Source organism: Nitrosospira sp. Nsp11, from assembly GCF_900142705.1.
Classification (GTDB): Bacteria; Pseudomonadota; Gammaproteobacteria; order Burkholderiales; family Nitrosomonadaceae; genus Nitrosospira.
This window is the reverse complement of record NZ_FRBV01000017.1, coordinates 1-19,477: the sequence shown is the minus strand read 5'-3', so window position 1 is coordinate 19,477 and position 19,477 is coordinate 1. Positions and strand designations below refer to the sequence as shown.

Here is a 19,477-nt window from a genome sequence, read left to right as displayed (position 1 = left end):
TACCGCGATCAATTCCTGTCCAGCTTCCGGTACTGTACCGCTTCCGCAATATGGGCACTGGCTATGGTTTCGCTTGCCGCCAGATCGGCGATAGTGCGCGCCACTTTCAGGACGCGATGATAAGCGCGTGCGGAAAAATTCAGGCGGCTGATAGCTTGTTTGAGCAAGGTTTCCCCCAGCGCATCCGGCATACAGTACCTGTCGATATCCTTCACTGCCAGGTGGGCGTTGGCCTTGCCTTGCCGTGCCACTTGGCGCTGATAAGCCAATTCAACCCGCTCTCTTATCGCCTTGCTCGCTTCACCTTGCGCCTGACGCATCAAATCTTCCTGCGGCACGGCGGGCACCTCTACCTGTATATCGATGCGATCCAGCAACGGGCCAGAAATTTTGCCGCGATAGCGCGCTACCTGGTCGGGAGTGCAGTGGCATTTTCCGCTGTAATGTCCAAGGTAACCGCAGAGGCACGGGTTCATCGCGGCAATCAACTGGAATCGAGCGGGAAAATCCGCCTGGCGCGCCGCGCGTGAGATGGTAATGCGCCCCGATTCCAGCGGCTCGCGCAATACTTCCAGAACCTTGCGATCAAATTCCGGTAGCTCGTCGAGAAACAACACCCCGTTCATCGCCAGTGAAATCTCGCCCGGACGCGGATTACTGCCGCCGCCGACCAGTGCAACACCCGATGCGGTATGGTGCGGCGACCGATAAGGGCGGCGTTTCCAGTTGGCAACGTTGAATCCGCTGCTGCTCAGGGACTGCATCGCAGCGGATTCAAGCGCCTCTTCCTCTGTCATGGAAGGCAAAATGCCGGGAAGGCGCGCCGCCAGCATGGATTTGCCCGTGCCAGGCGGACCCACCATCAGTACGCTGTGGCCGCCCGCCGCCGCGATTTCCAGGGCGCGCTTTGCATGCGCCTGACCTTTCACCTCTTCCATGCCTGGATGCTGAAACGTACTCGTTTCCGTGCCCGCTACGCTGGATGCCTTGTGAAGCTGCAACGGCTCGCGCCCGGCAAGGTGTGCGCAAATCTGAAGCAGCGATGTCGCGGGATAAACCGCGGCTTCCTTGACCAGTGCAGCTTCAGGCGCGTTTTGTGCAGGCAGCACAAAACTTCTTCCGGAGCGCGATGCGCCGTATGTCATCGCCAATGCACCACGGATTGCGCGCAGTTCTCCGGTCAGGGCGAGTTCACCCGCCCATTCATATCTGTCGAGCTTGTCCGCAGGGGTTTGCCCCGTTGCCGCCAGTATGCCCAGTGCGATAGGCAGGTCGAAGCGCCCACTCTCCTTGGGCAAATCGGCGGGGGCGAGATTGACGGTAATGCGCCGGGCGGGAAATTCGAACTGCGCATTTTGCAGCGCCGCCCGCACCCGGTCTTTACTTTCTTTCACTTCCGCTTCCGGCAGCCCGACAATGGTAAAGCTTGGCAGACCGTTTGCGATGTGAACTTCCACCGTGACCAGTGGCGCTTCCATGCCAGAGATCGCTCGGCTATAGAGAATAGCTAGCGGCATGCAGAAAGATCCTCAGCCAGAAGCAACGGGATCAATGGGAATAGTGCGGCGGGATCAAGTCTTTGCAGGATGTCCGAAAACGCGACATTTTAGTATTGAATATCTGGTTATTCGGTCTCCGACAGATCATCCAGCGTCTCCACCGGAACATCGAGCGTGCCTGCCGATTTATCCGACTTCGCGGCAGTTTCAAGTGCGGCTACTCTGGTTTCCAGCGCCGTTAATTTCTCGCGTGTGCGTTTGAGTATTTCCTGCTGCACCTCGAATTCTTCGCGGGTCACCAGATCAAGGCGGGTGAATAATCCTGCAAGCATAACCCGCATGTTTTTTTCCACATCTTTTATGGGGTTCTGTGACAAAAGTTCGTTAACCTTGGTGACGATTTCATCCACTACTTTTTGGTTGGCCATGATTATCTCCATAAATTTCTGCTCCATCACCCGGCCGGGTGAGGAGTGACGCATGCGTGCTAAAATCTCATACTTCAGCAAAATAGGCAATCAGCGAACTATTATGGAGCGTTTTCGCCTTCTGGAAAACTGGATCAGGACGCAATTTCCTGATAAACCCTTCACCTTGGCGCCCGCCTCCGCAGACGCGAGTTTCCGCCGTTATTTTCGTGTCACGTTTAGCGACGGGACACTGATCGCAATGGATGCGCCGCCGCCGCAGGAAGATTGCGCGCCTTTTGTGCACGTGGCCGAGTTATTCGCCGCGTCAGGGGCGCATGTGCCTGAAATCCTGGCGCAGGATCTGGCACAAGGTTTCCTGCTGCTTTCCGATCTCGGAAGCACAACCTATCTCCAGGCGCTGAACGGCGATGCAGATAATACCGATCGCTTATATCGCGATGCGGTGGCTGCGCTCGTTCAAATCCAGCTTGCGAGCCAAGCGAATGTACTGCCGGACTACGACGAAACGCTGCTGTTGAGAGAGCTGAACCTGTTCCCGGACTGGTATCTGGGCAAGCATCTGCATGTAGTGCCGGAGGCGAATCAGAAAGCGGAACTTGAGCGCATTTTCCAACGGATCGTTCAAAACAACCTGGCTCAACCCAGGGTGTTTGTGCACCGCGACTATCACTCGCGCAACCTGATGGTGACCACACCCAATCCGGGCATTATCGATTTTCAGGATGCGGTCTACGGGCCCATTACCTACGATCTGGTGTCACTCTTCAAGGACGCGTACATAAGTTGGGATGAGGAGCGCATACTGGACTGGTTGATCCGTTATTGGGAACAGGCGCGCAAACTCGGGCTGCCGGTGGCCGGCGATTTTTCCGATTTTTATCGCGATTTTGAATGGATGGGCGTACAGCGCCATATCAAGGTATTGGGGATCTTTTCGCGCCTGAATTACCGCGACGGCAAAAGCGATTACCTCGCCCATCTACCCCTGGTGGAGGAATATTTGCGAAAGGCATGCGAGCGCTACCGCGAACTGCATCCTCTGCTCACGCTGCTGGACGAATGGACGGTCACCAAGTCGCCGGAAGCGAAAGTTGGCTATACCTTCTGAAAATGTATCCTTCAAGGCCATGATCCTGGCAGCGGGGCGCGGCGAACGCATGCGTCCCCTGACCGATACCTTGCCCAAGCCGCTGCTGCGCGTGGGGAATAAGGCGTTGATCGAATATCACCTTGAAAGCCTTGCGCGCGCCGGCTTTGCCGACATCGTCATCAACCATGCTCATCTGGGACACATGATCGAAGCTGCGCTCGGTAAAGGCGACCGTTATGGTGTGAATATCCATTATTCGAGTGAACCCGCCGCATTGGAAACCGCGGGCGGCATCGCCCAGGCGCTACCCCTTCTAAGACACGAGCGGGAAAATCGAGGAGGCCGACCGTTTCTGGCGGTGAATGCCGATATTTATTGTGAAATCGATTTTTCCCTCCTCCTTCCGGTTTTACGGCGCATGCAAACCAGCCCGGATGGGGATCTCGCCCATCTGGTACTGGTCGATAATCCTCGGCACCATGCTGAGGGCGACTTCACCCTTGATTCCGGCAGAGTGGCGCTTTCGGCGAAAAATAATCTTACCTTCAGCGGCATCGGCATCTATCAACCGAAGCTCTTCGCCGATATCGCGCCGGGTTCCGTGGCGAAACTTGCACCCCTGCTGCGCCAGGCGATTTCATCGGGTAAAGTGAGCGGCCAACATTACCAAGGCGTATGGATAGACGTAGGCACGCCCGAGCGATTGCGGCTGATTGATTCCCAGCTAAGCACTCAACACCGCCAATCACTAGCCCATCCGTAGGACGGGTGGAGCAAAGCGCAACCCATCAAAAACCGACCAGAAACCACCGGGATACTTTGCTTTATCCGGCAAATGCTGTAAGAATATTTATCCATGATCCCCATTCAAGCCTTCAGCGGACGGCGCCATCGTCTTGCATCCCAAATGCAAAAGGGCGTTGCCATTATTCCTACCGCCCCCGAGCGGGTGCGAAATAGAGATGCGCATTATCCCTATCGCTTCGACAGCTATTTTTATTACCTGACAGGCTTTGCCGAGCCCGAGGCAGTACTCGTGATTGTGGCGGGGGTTGATAAAGATGTATCAAAGAGCATCCTGTTTTGCCGCGAGAAAAATATCGAATATGAAATCTGGAATGGTTTCCGTTACGGGCCCGAAGCCGCCCGGGAAGCATTCGAGTTCGACGAAACATATCCCATTGCCAAGCTGGACGAAATGCTGCCCCGGTTGTTGGCAGACCAGCCCGCCGTTTTTTGCGCGCTGGGTGACGATACGGCGTGGGACGCGAGGGTGATTGGCTGGGTCAACCATGTGCGGCAACAGTCGCGTAGCGGCACTACCGCGCCGGCTGAAATTCGTGACATCCGCCTTCTGCTGGATGAGATGCGCCTGTTCAAAGGCCCAGAAGAGCTTCAAGTGATGCGCCGCGCGGCAGAGATTTCCGGCGGCGCGCATCGTCGCGCCATGCAGAACACGCGTCCCGGCATGAGCGAATATGAAGTGGAGGCCGAATTGATGCATGAGTTTCGTCGGCATGGCGCGCAGGCGCCCGCTTATACCTCCATTGTCGCGGGTGGAGCGAACGCCTGCGTACTGCACTATGTCGATAACAATGCCAGGCTGAAGGCCGGCGAGTTGCTGTTGATCGACGCGGGTTGCGAATTGGATGGCTACGCCGCCGACATTACGCGCACTTTTCCAGTGAACGGAAAATTCAATCCGGCGCAACGCGATTTATACGAATTGGTGCTGTCCGCACAGGCGGCAGCGATAAACGCGGTGCGGCCGGGCAATACTTGGGATGCTCCGCATAATGCGGCATTGCAGGTGCTGGCTCAAGGTTTTATCGATCTTGGCCTGTGCCACGGCAGTGTAGATGAAGTTATCCAGTCGGAAGACTACAAGCGTTTTTACATGCACCGCACCGGCCACTGGTTGGGGCTGGATGTGCATGACGTGGGCGAATACAAGCGTAACGGAAAATGGCGCCCACTGCAGCCGGGGATGACCCTGACAGTGGAACCAGGCTGTTATGTCCGCCCGGCCGATAATGTTCCCCGGCATTTCTGGAATATCGGGACACGCATCGAAGATGATGTGGCAGTGACGGAAACCGGGTGTGAAGTATTGACGGGGACCGCTCCCAAAACGGTAGCGGAGATTGAAGAACTGATGCGCGATCGGAAAAAATCGAAATCATGGACGAAAACGATCGGATAATCATAAAGCGCATATCCCGGCACGGAAATACTGGCGGTCCGGAAGACGAGACCGTGCATATTTTTCGTGCCGGCGGTGGCAGCCCCGGCAAGCGTTGGCTCACTTACCTGCTCCTGACCCCATTTTTGATCATCATGGTGGTTTTGGGCATCTTCTTTTTTACCGCATTTCTTGCATTATTCGCCGTTGCCGCGGCTGGATTCGGACTCAGGTTATGGTGGCTGCGCCACAAATTGCGAAAAACGATGGATGCAAAGGAAACACAGATGGATGTAGAGGAAGCAGAATATGTTGTCATAGAGGATGCCGAAATTATCGAGGAAAGCACCGACAGGGCAAATAAAAACAAGCATCATGATCACCATGAGCCGTCCTGAGTAACCACAAGCAATCATGGGCCATAGGCGGTAACAAAGATAAAATGTGGCAAAAATGAGGAGTCGAGCAAAAGTCTCCTTAAAATCTCACGCTAAAAATAGAATGAACACCCCTCGTTACGATTACGACCTGATCATTATCGGCGGCGGCCCGGTAGGGATGGCGTTGGCACTCGCTCTACGCGGCAGTGGCACATCCGTGCTGTTGCTGGAAGCGCGGGGAATGCCTGCAAAAACGGAAGACTCCCGTCCGCTGGCGTTATCTCACGGCAGCCGGCTCATCCTGCAACGCTTAGGCGTGTGGGACGCGCTGCCGGAAGTCACGCCCATCCTTACTATTCATATCTCCAGCCGAGGCGGGTTCGGCCGAACCGTATTGACTGCTGACGAAGCCGGTGTGCCGGCTTTGGGTTACGTAGTCAGTCACCATGATGTGTTTCGGACCATGCATGAAGCATTGCAAAACTGCAATGTCGACTATCTGGAAGGCGCACAGGTAACTCGGTTGGAAACGCCTGCCGGGCTGGGCCAGGTTGAATTTCAGCATGGCGGCATCACAAAAAAAGTGACGGCGCGGCTGTTGGCAGTGGCAGACGGCGGTCGCCTCACCGGGCAAATCGAAGGCGTGACCCAACATGTGCATGACTACCAGCAATGGGCTGTCGTTGCACGCGTCAAAACGGAGCGCTTCGGGAGCCTGTCGCCCGCCGCAGTAGCGAAACCATTTACTGCCGCACTTAGCCGGTCCGCGAAACGAACTTCGCAAACAATGAAGGCTAACGGCAACGGCCCTGCGCGTACTCAACCCAACATCGCTTATGAGCGTTTTACACCGGATGGCCCGGTGGCGCTACTGCCTTCTGGCGACCGCTTTGCGTTGGTATGGACTGTTTCTCCGGCAGCGGCTCAGGAAATTCTTGCACTGGATGACACGGCGTTTCTTGCACGGTTGCATGGCCATTTCGGCGACCGTCTCGGCAAATTCATCGAGACCGGCAAACGGGTCGGTTTTCCCCTCGCATTGAAGTACGCCACTCCAGTCACAGCTTGCCGCGTCGTATTGATCGGCAATGCGGCACAAACGTTGCACCCGGTTGCAGGACAGGGTTTCAACCTGGGGCTGCGCGATGCGTGGGAGCTGGCTGAAGAAATTATTGCGTCGCCCGCCGACATAGGCGCGCCGGTAATGCTTGCCAGATATGGTGACAAGCGCCAAACGGATAGTAGCGTCGGGCGGATATTCACTGATTCATTGATAAAGCTCTTTTCCAATGACGATCTCGTGCTGGGAGCCCTGCGAAACAGCGGATTAAGTGCGCTGGATTGTTTGCCGCAAGCCAAGCGATTCGTCGCGCGGCGCATGATGTTCGGTGCGAGAGGATAACCGGACCATAAACCCATAAACCCATAAACCCGAAGATGCTGCCTGTAGCGAGTCGGTGCAGTTAACTGCATTATCGCCGGCCCGTAAAATCCTGCATCTATCCATTGATGGCGCAGTGGTTTTAGAAGTCATGATCATTTCCTGTTAAGATTGCACCTGTTTTGTCCTCTGTGCGCTTTGCCGCTGGCATCGCCGTCAAATTTAAGTCATGCGAATCGGTTCTCACATTCTCAAAAACAAGCTGATCGTCGCACCCATGGCAGGGGTGACTGATCGTCCTTTCCGACAGTTGTGCAAGAGCATGGGCGCGGGTATGGCGGTATCGGAAATGGTATCGAGCAATTCGCTGCTGTGGGGTTCCGAAAAGACCCGGCGCCGGGCAAATCATGACGGGGAAGTAGACCCCATTTCCGTGCAAATTGCCGGTGCGGACCCGGCGATGATGGCTGAAGCTGCCCGATACAATGTGGCGCAAGGGGCGCAAATCATAGACATCAACATGGGCTGTCCGGCCAAGAAAATCTGCAATGTCATGGCAGGTTCCGCGTTGCTGCAGGATCAGCCCCTGGTCGGGCGCATACTCGATGCCGTGGTCGGCGCGGTAGATGTTCCCGTTACCCTGAAAATCCGCACCGGCTGGGATACCCAGCACAAAAACGCGCTCGCGGTGGCGAAGATTGCCGAGAGCGCCGGCATTCAGGCGCTCGCCATTCATGGGCGCACCCGTGCTTGTGCCTACACTGGTCATGCGGAATATGACACTATCGCCACGGTAAAGGCCGGAGTGAAAATCCCGGTCATTGCCAATGGGGACATCACAACCCCTGAAAAAGCCAAGCACGTGCTCGAATATACCGGCGCCGACGCCATCATGATCGGCCGTGCCGCCCAGGGGCGGCCCTGGATCTTCCGCGAGATTAACCACTACCTGGCCACCGGGAAGCATCTGCAGTTGCCCGAGGTCGCCGAGATTCACCGTGTGCTCATCAAGCATCTGAATGAGCTATATAATTTCTATGGTGAATATTCCGGCGTGCGTATTGCCCGTAAACATATCTCCTGGTACACCAAGGGGCTGGTGGGTTCTGCCGGGTTCCGTCATGCCATGAACCAGTTGCAAAGCACGGATCAGCAGTTGTCGGCGGTGAATGAATTTTTTACTAAACTTGCCGGCTATGGGCGGCGGTTGACTTACGTTGAGGCTGAGGAGCTCGTCGCATGAGCATTATTAACGAAAACGACATTGCCCGGTGCGTACGGAAGGCCGTAGAAGATTATTTCAATGATCTGGACGGTGAAAAGCCGCACGCCATACACGACATGGTAATACGCAGCGTAGAGAAGCCGCTGATCGAACTGGTAATGAAGCACGCCGGCGGCAACCAGACCCGGGCTTCCGAGTTGCTCGGCATCAACCGCAATACGCTCCGCAACAAGATGAAGCAGTATCAGATCAAATAGGCCGGCATAGCCACGTCCGTGTCATCACAGCAGGTAACCGAAGCAATCAGACGCAATGCAAAATTGCATATGAAGGTGGATATTTACTCAGGTGATGGTGAACCGCAGCAATAGCGCTATATATTCAATTTCAATAATGATCGCGAATGTCCATTAAACAAGCACTGATTAGCGTTTTCGACAAAACCGGCATTGTCGAGTTTGCAAGAGAGTTGCGCGAGCTGGGGGTAGCCCTCCTATCCACCGGCGGCACCGCCAAATTGCTGAAGGAAGCCGGCCTGGCCGTTACCGAAGTCGGGGATTACACCGGTTTTCCTGAAATGCTCGATGGGCGGGTGAAAACGCTGCATCCCAAAATACACGCCGGTATTCTGGCGCGGACAGACCTGCCCGAGCACATGTCAGCCATGGAAAAGGCGGCAATCCCCGCTATCGAACTGGTGGTGGTGAATCTTTACCCTTTCCGCGAGACCATTGCGCGGCCTGGATGCAGCCTGGAAGAGGCCATCGAAAATATCGACATCGGCGGACCTACCATGGTGCGCGCCGCGGCAAAGAACTATAAAAGCGTAACCATTGTCACCGACCCGGAGGATTACGCGTCCCTGTTGGCGGAAATGAAGTCATTTGATTGCGCGGTTGCGCCTGATTCCCGTTTCAAGCTGGCTTGCAAGGCTTTCTCTCACACCGCTGCTTACGACAGCGCCATCAGTAATTACCTGACCTCGACCGAAAGTGAAGGTGGAGAACGCTTGGCCTTTCCCGGACGCCTCAATCTCAACTTCAGCATCGGCCAGCATTTGCGCTATGGCGAAAACCCCCATCAGCAGGCTGCGTTTTATCGCGAACCTGTCCCTGTCCCCGGCAGTCTTGCCAGTTACGTCCAGGTGCAGGGCAAGGAGCTGTCATATAACAACATCGCCGATGCGGATGCCGCATGGGAATGCGTCAAGACGTTTGACCTGCCCGCCTGCGTCATCCTCAAGCATGCCAATCCCTGCGGCGTGGCCGTTGCCACCACACCCCTCGCGGCTTACAAGCTTGCGCTTGCTACCGATCCGACTTCCGCTTTCGGCGGTATCATCGCCTTTAACCGCGTGCTGGACGGCGCCGCGGCTGAGGCGGTGATCAAGCAATTTGTCGAGGTAATCATTGCCCCCCAGTTAACCGGCGAGGCGCAACAGATTCTCGCCCGAAAGGCCAACGTGCGCGTCCTGACCGTTCCGCTCGAGACCGGCAGCAACACTTTCGACTTCAGGCGCGTGGGTGGCGGATTGCTGGTACAGACACCTGATAACCTCAACGTCACTGCTGCACAACTTAAAGTAGCGACCAAAGTACACCCTACACCGCAACAGTTGCAGGACCTGCTGTTCGCCTGGCGCGTGGCTAAGTTCGTCAAATCCAACGCCATCGTGTTTTGCGCCAACGGCCAGACGCTGGGTGTCGGGGCGGGGCAAATGAGCCGGGTGGATAGCGCCCGCATTGCATCGATCAAGGCACAGAATGCGGGTCTCACGCTTACTGGTTCGGTAGTCGCCTCGGACGCGTTTTTTCCGTTTCGCGATGGACTGGATGTAGTCGTTCAGGCCGGCGCCACGGCGGTTATCCAGCCCGGCGGCAGCGTGCGCGACGAAGAAGTCATTGCTGCCGCGGATGAGCAAGGTGTGGCGATGGTGTTGACCGGCGTGCGGCATTTCAGACATTGAGCATGTGTCGAAGCGGCGGGTCTTTCGATAAATATCCTATGCACCATTCTCAGTTTGACGCCTGTGTAGCTTGGGTAGGATGGGTGAAGCGTAGCGCAACCCATCAAAACTACGCGACGCGACACATGTCAGCACATGGGCAGCCACTGGCGCAAAGTCGGGTAGCACAGACATTTTGCAAAGTGGATGTTCGCAAATTCAGGCTAGAAATATGAAACTACTTGTAATCGGCGGAGGTGGCAGGGAACACGCTTTAGCGTGGAGGCTCCTCCAGTCATGGCGGATCAGTCGCGCCATAAAGGTCTTTGTCGCGCCGGGTAATGCAGGCACGGCAATGGAAGACGGACTGGAGAATCTTCCCATCACGGCTATCCCCGAATTAGTGGAATTTGCCAAGAAGGAATCCATCGCATTCACGATTGTCGGGCCGGAAGCACCTCTGGCGGAGGGCATCGTCGATGCCTTTCGCGCCGCCGGGCAGAAAATTTTCGGCCCGACCAAACAGGCTGCGCGACTGGAAACCTCAAAGGATTTTTCCAAGGCTTTCATGCAGCGCCACGGCATTCCCACCGCCGCCTATGCTACCTTCAGTTCAGCTGCAGAAGCCCACCAATATCTGGACCAGAAAGGCGCACCCATCGTCATCAAGGCAGACGGCCTGGCTGCAGGCAAGGGTGCCGTGGTAGCGATGACGCTGGCAGAGGCCCATGACGCCGTCGATGCAATGATGGTCGAAAACCGGCTGGGCAATGCCGGTACGCGCGTTGTGATAGAGGATTATCTGGAAGGCGAAGAGGTCAGCTTTATTGTCATGGCCGATGGGCGCCACGTGTTGCCGCTTGCCACCAGCCAGGATCACAAGCGGCTGAAAGAAGGCGATCAGGGGCCAAATACCGGCGGCATGGGGGCTTATTCTCCCGCACCCATGATTACCCCAGCCCTTCACGCCAGGATAATGCGCGAAGTGATTCATGCGGCCATGCACGGCATGGAACAGGAAGGCGAACGGTACACCGGCTTTCTTTATGCCGGACTGATGATCACGCCAGACGGCGGCATCAAAGTGCTGGAGTTCAATTGCCGTATGGGCGATCCGGAAGCCGAAGTCATCATGTTGCGTCTGAAAAGCAGTCTGATAACGCTGATAGAGCATGCCCTGAATGGAACGCTCGATAAAGTGGAAGCCGAATGGGATCGCCGCACTGCATTGGGGGTGGTGCTGGCAGCACATGGTTATCCAGACTCGCCGCGTAAAGGTGACGTGATACATGACCTGCCGGCGCTGGGGTCGGAGTCAGCGTCTACGGAAGAGCTGGAAAAAGACTTTCACGTATTCCATTCAGGCACGGCATTGGGTGCAGAAAACGGCAAGGAAATCGTGACTGCGGGCGGGCGTGTATTGTGCGTTGCCGCGCTTGGGGATAGCGTGAAAATGGCCCAGCGCCGGGCTTACGAAATTGCCGAGCAGATTCATTTCGATGGTTGCCAGATGCGCCGCGACATTGGCTACCGGGCTATCAACCACCGTAAATAGCCCATAGACAAGGGGCATGGGGCACGGTTGCCCGGAAAAAATAACAGAGCGGTATCGGGAGTGTGTATGGACACCACGCAACAGGCTAAGGAGTTCTTCATCGGCCTTCAGGAACGCATTGTCGAGCGCTTGGAGAAAGTGGATGGAAAACGCTTTCACCGCGACAAATGGGAGCGCCCGGAAGGTGGCGGCGGGTTAAGTTGCGTGATGGAAGAGGGCAACGTATTCGAGCGCGGCGGGGTGAACTATTCGCACGTATTCGGCGGCGGCCTGCCCGCCTCCGCCACTGCCGCCCGGCCCGAATTATCGGGGCGCAGCTTTGAGGCGATGGGGGTATCGATCGTGTTGCATCCCCGCAATCCATATGCACCCACCGTGCACCTGAACGTGCGTTATCTGGAAGCGCGCAAGGAAGGCGCCAAACCGGTGTGGTGGTTTGGCGGCGGCATGGATTTAACCCCCTACTACGGTTTTGAAGAAGACGCCGTACACTTCCACCAGACCTGCAAGAACGCGCTACAGCCGTTCGGTGCCGACTATCACACGCGCTTCAAGAAATGGTGCGACGATTATTTTTACCTGAAGCACCGCAAGGAGCCCCGCGGTGTCGGCGGCATCTTTTTCGATGATTTAGGCAAGCCGGACTTCGACACTTGTTTCAACCTGACCAAGAGCGTCGGCGATCATTTCGTGCCAGCCTATGTGCCGCTCCTGGAGCGCCGGTTGAATACGCCATATGGCGAGCGCGAACGCGACTTCCAGGCATACCGTCGCGGCAGGTATGTGGAATTCAACCTGGTGTGGGATCGCGGAACTTTGTTCGGGTTGCAATCGGGGGGGCGTACAGAATCCATCCTCATGTCGCTGCCGCCCATCGTGAAGTGGCGCTATGACTGGAAACCCGAGGCGGGCAGCGCCGAAGATAAGCTTTATACTGATTTTCTGATTGGGAAGGATTGGGTGTGAGCGAACATGGGTTTCGTCAGGTTCCTTCGTAAGCCATCCACCCTACCGGTGCTCGCTGATTGGGTACTCATTTGCCGATTACTAGGTAACGTAAATATTCTGCTGTCGTTTTTTGTTATAAAATAGCGCTTAATACGTGGGGACGTAGCTCAGCTGGGAGAGCGTCGCGTTCGCAATGCGAAGGTCGGGAGTTCGATCCTCCTCGTCTCCACCATTTAGATGTTCCAGCAAGTCCCAGGAAGTCCCGAAAGCCCGCGCCCTGCGGGCTTTTTCATTGGTTTTACGTCCCGCCACATCTCATCAAGTTCTATTGAATCCCACACCTAAAGGGGGCATAATTCGACAACAAATGCCCCCAATTCAAATTTGATGCCCCCAATCAGGTTCCCTCATGAAATTAAACGATATGGCAGTGCGAAAGGCGAAGCCTGAAGCCAAGCCTTATAAGATGGCAGATGGTGGGGGCATGTACCTTGAAGTGATGCCCAACGGCTCGAAATACTGGCGGTTCAAGTACAGGTTTGGCGGCAAGGAAAAGCGTCTCGCATTTGGAGTTTACCCTGATGTGCCCCTGAGCCTTGCGCGCAGCCGGCGAGATGATGCCCGTAAGCTGCTGGCGAACGAAGTTGATCCTGGCATAGTAAAGCAGCAGTCCAAATCCGCAAGCAGGGAAAATGCTGCGAACAGCTTCGAGGCCGTCGCTCGTGAGTGGTTTGCAAAGTTTTCCCCTCAGTGGGCACCTTCTCATGCAGACAAAATCATCAGGCGCTTGGAAAACGATGCTTTCCCTTGGATTGGGAGCAAGCCTATTGCGGACATCACCCCTCCCCAACTACTTGCAGTCATACGCCGAACGGAAAGCCGCGGGGCGCTGGATACCGCCCACCGCGTCAAGCAAAATTGCGGGCAGGTATTCAGGTATGCCGTGGCGACAGGGAGAGCTGAGCGCGACCCCGCACAGGATCTGAAAGATGCTATCCCGTCAGCCAAGAAAAATCATTTCGCTTCGATTACGGATCCTGCGCAGGTTGGCGAGCTGCTGCGCGCTATACAAGGCTTTAGAGGGACGTTTGTCGTTCAGTGTGCCTTACGCCTTGCCCCTATGCTGTTCGTGCGTCCAGGCGAGCTACGGCGCGCGGAATGGAAGGACATTGACTTCGACAAGTCCGAATGGCGCTACTTTGTAACCAAGACCAAGACTGAGCATTCCGTTCCTCTGGCCAGTCAAGCGGTGAAGACTCTGCGCGAACTCCAGGCCCTGACCGGGACCGGGAGATATGTCTTTCCGGGGCGGGATCCTCGAAAGCCTATGAGTGGCGCAGCTGTGAATGCAGCTTTGCGCCGGATGGGGTATGACACAAAAACCGAAATTACAGGACATGGTTTCCGGGCGATGGCTCGAACGATTCTCGCGGAAGAGCTACATCAGAAGCCGGAAGTTATTGAGCACCAGTTGGCGCATAAGGTCCCTGACGCTCTGGGTTCAGCATACAACCGCACAAAGTTTTTGAAGGTGCGCCGGGAAATGATGCAGCTCTGGGCGGATTATCTTGACAGCTTGACGATTAGCGGCAATGTTATAGCCCTTAGAGCGACATAACATATTATGAAAAAAACTGAAACGAGGCGCAATCCTATAGATGAAGTGGATAAGGCGTTTGCGGATATTCAAACGATTTTTACAAAGGCTTTATCTGAACCGAACGCTGTTGGTTGGTTGAGGCTTATAGAATTACTGAAAGAGGCTGCCAAGGATAAGAAAATTATTGCCTCGCCAGAGGCAAGCGCATTTGTCGAATTAAGTTTGAATTTGATTAGGGAATCATCCCTCGGATCATCTGCGGATGACGTAATCCAGCCACTTGCCGCTGAATTCATTTCTAAAAATTCAAGTGAGATGTCAAATAAACGTTTTGAAAAACATCGGGAAATTGAGACGTGGGTCATCTCGGAATGGATAAAACACAAAGCCGAATACAGTAACAATAAATCGGCATTCGCTCGTGACTATGCTAAGCGTATATTGCATGAGCACGATTTGAGAGTCCAGGAAAGAACAATCCGCGAGCGATGGCTTAAAGGTTTGTGATGTCACAATGCAGCATTGTGTACACAATGCCCGGATTCCGATATTTTCAGTGAGTTAGAAACACACCATGATTCGCCCTGACACTGGCCGCATAGCAGTGGTATCCCAGGAGCACTCATGCAATCTAAAGCTGTAATTCGCCTTCCTGCTGTTCAGCAGAAAACAAACCTTTCCCGTAGCACAATTTACCGTCTGGAGTCTCAAGGCAAGTTCCCTTCCAGGGTGCTCCTCGGTGAAAATTCAGTCGGTTGGTATCTCGAAGAAATAGATAACTTTCTGGCCAACCTCCCGCGCGCCGTGCAACGGAAAACAGCGTCATGATTTCCCTTTTATTGACGGCGCCGTTTTTTTCCGGTACTGTTTGCTTTCGGTGCTCAACACACCTCCGCAAGCGGCCTAATCCGCGCCCGTCAGTCGTGGCTTTTTTACGTCCATTGGTTTCTCTTTGGCCGGGTAGTGGGCAGTGTAAAAATAGTCTTCGGACTGAAGCTGCCAGCCGTCTTGCGGCGGTGTTGAAGTGCCTGGCCGCCCCCTCAACAGGGGCGAAATTTCAACGATACCGCAAGGAGGCCAGCCATGGCTGCTCAATCTAAAGGCGCGCCCGCGTCCGTTTTAAAACTTATCCCTGTAACGTCAGTACCTGAAAAAAATTATATATCTGCACTGCGAGCGTTGTTGCGTAGAGCGGAGCGCGGCGAGTCTGTTGGACTGGCGTATGTCGAAATTACCAATCTTGATGGATACTTTGCGAATGCGGTAGGAATGGCGGATGGGTCCCCGACTTTCTGCCTGGGGGCGGTGGAGGTGCTTAAGGCCAAATTGCTGAAGAAGGTGATGGGGTGAGCAAGAAAACCACAGCCCGCGCACCTGTTGCCGCTACCGCCCGCAAATTAGCCCCTGTAATCTCGATACGCCAATCAACTCCTTCCCTTAGCGACAATTGCCGCGAGAGTATTGATAGCCTTGAGTATCTTCTTGGGCTGGCTCGGCAAGGCAGGCTGCCCGGATTGATGTACGTTGGCATAATTCATGAGCCTCGCGATGATAGCTTCAGCATCATTTCAGACATTAAAGGTAGGGCTCGTGGGGACAGCTCCCTCTCTATGTTGGGCATGCTTCCGTTCTTACAGCAAGATTTGCTTAAGTTTGGGAGCGAATCATGAGCGCAAAGCAATTTTATCGTGCCAGCACGATAAAACGTGAGAGGTGCACTTTCACGCCTTCTGAAAAACCCGGCAACGTTGCCGGGTTATCTGCCGTAGCCGATCGGGCGGCCATTTAGATGGCTAAACGCTCAAAGAAGCGGCCTGAAGCCCCAAGCGGGGGCTTCTTTGCCCTTCCTTATAACATCCTCGATTCTGATGCCTGGAAGCGTTGCAGCCCACCTGCAAGAGCGCTGCTGATGGAGCTTTGTCGTCAGCATAACGGGCTCAACAATGGGCATCTTCACCTTTCACGTAGTTGGCTGGAGTCACGTGGATGGAACAGGCCCGCAACCGTTCGAAAACTCAGGGATGAGCTGGCTCAGAACCGACTCATTCTTCAGACAAGACACGGCGGGTTAAATAATGGCTCGCACTGGTTTGCACTCACTTGGCTAGCCATATCCAATTTTGCCGAACTGGACATCACATCACGCGATTATCACCCCGGCGCATATCTACTTTCCCCACTATCCAAAGAGCATAAAACAGAAAAAAAAGGCTGGACACCGCATGTCCTTGATAAGGCCTCTGCAAGGACACCGCATGTCCGTGGGGACGTTAGCCCAAGGACGCCGCATGTCCGTGAAAACCCCCTTTTTGACGACCCACCAAGGACACCGCATGTCCACAATGTATATAACCAATACATCCCTGCTTCTGCTGTTGCTCTGTCTGGTCTTGTTGGTTCGGGTAGCGCTGCAAGTGGACGACGATTACTGATCACGAATGGATGCGACCAAGTCACGGACGAACAAGAAAAGAAAATGGCGTGATGATGATCGACGAGGATGGCAGGGCGGCCAATGATAAAAGGTACTTCCCAGGCCCTCGTACTGCGGGTGCCATGACCGCGAATTTCGCGCAGATGTTTTGCCTCTCCTCACTTCCTTCCTTTAAGCCATTTCCTAGATAACGGATTATAGAATTAGTAGTGACTATCAGGGACTTATGCATGGATACGATGAAGAAAGAATCCGCCCCGCTTCAACCTATAAGGAAATCATGAACCAGCTTAAAGAAGTGCGACCCGCCGTGCCCTGTGATGATTGCTTGGAAAAAGAAGCTATCGCTTTTGCTCCATCAGGCGGCAACCTGAAATTCGTGTACTGCAAGCACCGTCACGTTGGCGGCTCATTTACCGGTAATGGTTGCGGGGGAGGCATGTGGAGCATCTACACCCCCATCAGTGAAAGCGATTTCGCGAAAATTGCTAACAGATGCTCTGAAACTTTTATTGCTGAGATAAATAAAATTAATGCGCAAGCTAAGCTTTTGACAAAAAAGAATTAATAGAATAATATGCAATTATCTGAGCTTCTAGATGCTACAGCTCCCAGATACCTGTTCAATTGCTTAGCGCTTGCAGAGTGGTCGGGGGATGTATCCTTAAGCGGGAGAGCAAGCTTTACGAAAGCGCGCTCTGGTCAAGATGCATATATTCATTTATGTGCGTTTCGGCTAGAGCGCGCTTTTTGTTTTGGCCGATCCGCTAGAGGAGTCTCATGAAACACACATATCATCGAGCCGCACAGGTAGAAAAACAGGATGGCTCATCCGATGTATTCCCTTGCACCATCTCATCGAATGCACCCGTATCACGCGGTGACTTCGTGGAGGTGCTATCCCACGACCCTGGCGCAGTAGACCTTAGCCGCGCACCGCTGCCCCTCATTGAAAGCCACGATTCAGGAAAGCTCAATATCGGTTTGGTCGAGGATTTAACCCTGGTCGGCGGAAAACTGCGGGGAATGCTTCGTTTGGGTAAGTCTGCCCGCGCACAAGAAATCAAGCAGGACATCCAGGACGGCATCGTAGGGGCGCTTAGCGTCGGGTATCGGTGGGTGAAGTGGGTGGACAAAAACGACACCGTAACCGTCACGCGCTGGCAACCTCTTGAAGTGAGCCTGGTCGCTGTGCCTGCCGACATCAATGCAGGAATCTTTCGCAATCTAAATATGGAGTATCAAATGCAAATTGAAGAAAATGATGAACAGGATCTTTCGCGTGGTCAACGTAGAGCGCAACGGCACGGGCTTGAAAATCAACAAGCAGCAGCTGAAGCTGAGCGTGGGCGCATTCGCGCAATTGAAGAAATGTGCAAAACCCACAAAGTCGATGCGAATGTGGCGCGGGAGCTGATTGATAGCGGCTCAAATACTGAAATTGCGCGCCGCACTGTACTGGAAATTATAAGCGCCCGTAGATACACTCCGGTTACAGGTCCCGACTCGTACGGCAATAATTATGAAGGTTCCGGTCAAGATTACGGGTTCGGTCGGGCCGACATGCAAGACTTCTCAATTTGCCGCGCCCTGGTAGCATCAGCCGGCAAGGACTGGCGCAAGGCCGGACTGGAACGTTCGATGTCTGATGCCATTTCCCAGCGCGTTGGACGCCAGACAGAAGGTTTCTTCGTTCCCCTGGATCTGCCCATGGCCCGCGCAGCCTACGCTACCGGCGCGCCTTCGACTGGCGGCAACGTTGTTGCTACGAACTTACTCGCCAGCAGCTTCATAGACATTTTGCGCAACCGCTGCCAGGTGATTAATTTGGGCGCCACAATGCTTACCGGATTGGTCGGCAATGTGGATATTCCGCGGCGCAGTTCGGCAACTACCGCATATTGGGTGGCTGAGGCCGGGTCAATTACCGAGTCTGAGGGCACTTTCGATAAAATATCGCTGAGTCCCAAGACGGTTGCAGCCCTGAGCCGCTACAGCCGCAACATGCTTATCCAAAGCACGCCTGACATCGAGATGCTGGTACGCGGCGACCTGGTAGAGATTATCGCCCTGGCAATCGATAAAGCGGCGCTATATGGCCCTGGAACAGGTAATCAGCCTACCGGCATCTTTAATACCGGCGGTATCGGCTCAGTCGTGGGGGGAACCAACGGCGGACAAGTTACCCTGGACCACATGCTTGATTTGGTAGCCGCCGTGATGAATGCAAACGCGGCAGGGACAAGCATGGGTTACCTGGTGAACAGCAAAACTCAAACCTCTTTGAGCAAACTCAAATCCACCACCGGTCAATACCTGTGGGCACGCGGTGGCGAATTTACCTCGATTGCTGAGCGTATGGTGGACAGGATCAACGGTTATCCCGTACTCCAGACGAATCAGTTACCCAGCAATAATACGAAAGGGACTGGCACGAACCTGAGCTCTCTCTGTTTCGGTGATTGGAGTTCTCTGGTTATCGGTGAATGGGGTGTGCTGGAAATACTGCCCAATCCGTACGGTTCAGGTTTTGCTACCGGCCAGGTTGATATTCGCGCGATGCAGAGCGTGGATATTGGAATACGTCATCCTGAATCCTTCGCCGTCATGTCCGACGCGATTACCGGCTAAAAGGGGCTCGCCATGGCAGATAAAGACGTATCACTCGGCATCAGCGCGGAAGATGCCGGCCTGAATGCCGCCGTGGCTGCCGCGCAAAAGGTGGTGCAAAACGCTACCTCACAGATGGGCAAGAGCTTTGATTCGGTGAACGGGTCCATCAAAAAAATGCAGGACGTCTTTGCGGG

Annotated in this window: 20 protein-coding genes and 1 tRNA gene; 19 read left to right on the top strand and 2 right to left on the bottom strand. The window is 54.6% G+C overall.

Translation table 11 applies throughout. The annotated features are described in order from the left end of the window. Positions 1 to 8: 8 nt before the first annotated feature. Together BUA28_RS13910 and BUA28_RS13905 are read right to left on the bottom strand one after the other, a co-directional pair. Complete coding sequence (locus tag BUA28_RS13910) at positions 9 to 1,517, bottom strand: YifB family Mg chelatase-like AAA ATPase (RefSeq protein WP_072768719.1); 1,509 nt, start codon at positions 1,515 to 1,517, stop codon at positions 9 to 11. Between the two features lie 107 nt (positions 1,518 to 1,624). Continuing rightward, positions 1,625 to 1,927: an accessory factor UbiK family protein gene (locus BUA28_RS13905; RefSeq protein ID WP_072768756.1), complete on the bottom strand. Its 303-nt coding sequence runs from the start codon at positions 1,925 to 1,927 to the stop codon at positions 1,625 to 1,627. A 103-nt stretch (positions 1,928 to 2,030) separates the two neighbouring features. On the opposite strand from BUA28_RS13905, the gene BUA28_RS13900 reads away from it, so the two are divergent. The 19 genes from BUA28_RS13900 to BUA28_RS13815 all read left to right on the top strand — a co-directional run bounded on the left by BUA28_RS13900 (position 2,031) and on the right by BUA28_RS13815 (position 19,301). Further along, the gene (locus BUA28_RS13900) at positions 2,031 to 3,038 is read left to right on the top strand and encodes an aminoglycoside phosphotransferase family protein (protein WP_072768755.1); all 1,008 of its coding nucleotides are present in this window, start codon (positions 2,031 to 2,033) and stop codon (positions 3,036 to 3,038) included. Positions 3,039 to 3,057: 19 nt separating this feature from the next. Then, positions 3,058 to 3,783 carry an N-acetylmuramate alpha-1-phosphate uridylyltransferase MurU gene (murU, locus tag BUA28_RS13895; protein ID WP_072768718.1) on the top strand — a complete coding sequence of 242 codons (726 nt, stop codon included), beginning with the start codon at positions 3,058 to 3,060 and terminating at the stop codon, positions 3,781 to 3,783. A 93-nt stretch (positions 3,784 to 3,876) separates the two neighbouring features. After that, complete coding sequence (pepP, locus tag BUA28_RS13890; RefSeq protein WP_072768717.1) at positions 3,877 to 5,223, top strand: Xaa-Pro aminopeptidase; 1,347 nt, start codon at positions 3,877 to 3,879, stop codon at positions 5,221 to 5,223. Next, entirely contained in the window at positions 5,202 to 5,600 is a 399-nt protein-coding gene (locus BUA28_RS13885) for a hypothetical protein (protein ID WP_072768716.1), read from the top strand. Before pepP ends, BUA28_RS13885 begins: the two co-directional genes overlap by 22 nt. A 103-nt stretch (positions 5,601 to 5,703) precedes the next feature. Beyond that, positions 5,704 to 6,984 carry an FAD-dependent monooxygenase gene (locus BUA28_RS13880; protein WP_072768715.1) on the top strand — a complete coding sequence of 427 codons (1,281 nt, stop codon included), beginning with the start codon at positions 5,704 to 5,706 and terminating at the stop codon, positions 6,982 to 6,984. A gap of 208 nt (positions 6,985 to 7,192) precedes the next feature. Continuing rightward, a complete protein-coding gene (gene dusB / locus BUA28_RS13875; RefSeq protein WP_072768714.1) occupies positions 7,193 to 8,206 on the top strand; it encodes a tRNA dihydrouridine synthase DusB in 1,014 nt (337 codons plus the stop codon). Then, complete coding sequence (locus BUA28_RS13870) at positions 8,203 to 8,445, top strand: helix-turn-helix domain-containing protein (RefSeq protein ID WP_025041412.1); 243 nt, start codon at positions 8,203 to 8,205, stop codon at positions 8,443 to 8,445. The genes dusB and BUA28_RS13870 overlap by 4 nt, the downstream gene beginning before the upstream one ends. A 146-nt stretch (positions 8,446 to 8,591) precedes the next feature. Continuing rightward, positions 8,592 to 10,154, top strand: a complete 1,563-nt coding sequence (gene purH / locus BUA28_RS13865) for a bifunctional phosphoribosylaminoimidazolecarboxamide formyltransferase/IMP cyclohydrolase (protein ID WP_072768713.1) — start codon at positions 8,592 to 8,594, stop codon at positions 10,152 to 10,154. A gap of 211 nt (positions 10,155 to 10,365) precedes the next feature. Continuing rightward, positions 10,366 to 11,688, top strand: a complete 1,323-nt coding sequence (gene purD, locus BUA28_RS13860) for a phosphoribosylamine--glycine ligase (RefSeq protein WP_072768712.1) — start codon at positions 10,366 to 10,368, stop codon at positions 11,686 to 11,688. Positions 11,689 to 11,754: 66 nt separating this feature from the next. Beyond that, positions 11,755 to 12,654 (top strand): oxygen-dependent coproporphyrinogen oxidase, encoded by a 900-nt coding sequence (gene hemF, locus BUA28_RS13855; protein ID WP_072768711.1) that lies wholly within the window; start codon positions 11,755 to 11,757, stop codon positions 12,652 to 12,654. 138 nt (positions 12,655 to 12,792) lie between these two features. Beyond that, a tRNA-Ala gene (locus tag BUA28_RS13850) sits at positions 12,793 to 12,868 on the top strand. A 177-nt stretch (positions 12,869 to 13,045) separates the two neighbouring features. Next, positions 13,046 to 14,254 (top strand): tyrosine-type recombinase/integrase, encoded by a 1,209-nt coding sequence (locus tag BUA28_RS13845; protein WP_072768710.1) that lies wholly within the window; start codon positions 13,046 to 13,048, stop codon positions 14,252 to 14,254. 6 nt (positions 14,255 to 14,260) lie between these two features. After that, positions 14,261 to 14,743 carry a hypothetical protein gene (locus tag BUA28_RS13840; protein ID WP_072768709.1) on the top strand — a complete coding sequence of 161 codons (483 nt, stop codon included), beginning with the start codon at positions 14,261 to 14,263 and terminating at the stop codon, positions 14,741 to 14,743. 117 nt (positions 14,744 to 14,860) lie between these two features. After that, positions 14,861 to 15,064: a helix-turn-helix transcriptional regulator gene (locus BUA28_RS13835; RefSeq protein ID WP_072768708.1), complete on the top strand. Its 204-nt coding sequence runs from the start codon at positions 14,861 to 14,863 to the stop codon at positions 15,062 to 15,064. Between the two features lie 255 nt (positions 15,065 to 15,319). Next, a complete protein-coding gene (locus tag BUA28_RS13830; protein ID WP_072768707.1) occupies positions 15,320 to 15,586 on the top strand; it encodes a hypothetical protein in 267 nt (88 codons plus the stop codon). Positions 15,587 to 15,902: 316 nt separating this feature from the next. Beyond that, positions 15,903 to 16,025: a hypothetical protein gene (locus BUA28_RS16330; RefSeq protein WP_256598336.1), complete on the top strand. Its 123-nt coding sequence runs from the start codon at positions 15,903 to 15,905 to the stop codon at positions 16,023 to 16,025. Continuing rightward, entirely contained in the window at positions 16,026 to 16,721 is a 696-nt protein-coding gene (locus tag BUA28_RS15655) for a hypothetical protein (protein ID WP_143148534.1), read from the top strand. Between the two features lie 229 nt (positions 16,722 to 16,950). Continuing rightward, positions 16,951 to 17,238, top strand: a complete 288-nt coding sequence (locus BUA28_RS13820; protein ID WP_143148533.1) for a hypothetical protein — start codon at positions 16,951 to 16,953, stop codon at positions 17,236 to 17,238. Between the two features lie 212 nt (positions 17,239 to 17,450). Further along, a complete protein-coding gene (locus BUA28_RS13815; protein WP_072768704.1) occupies positions 17,451 to 19,301 on the top strand; it encodes a phage major capsid protein in 1,851 nt (616 codons plus the stop codon). Positions 19,302 to 19,477: the final 176 nt, after the last annotated feature.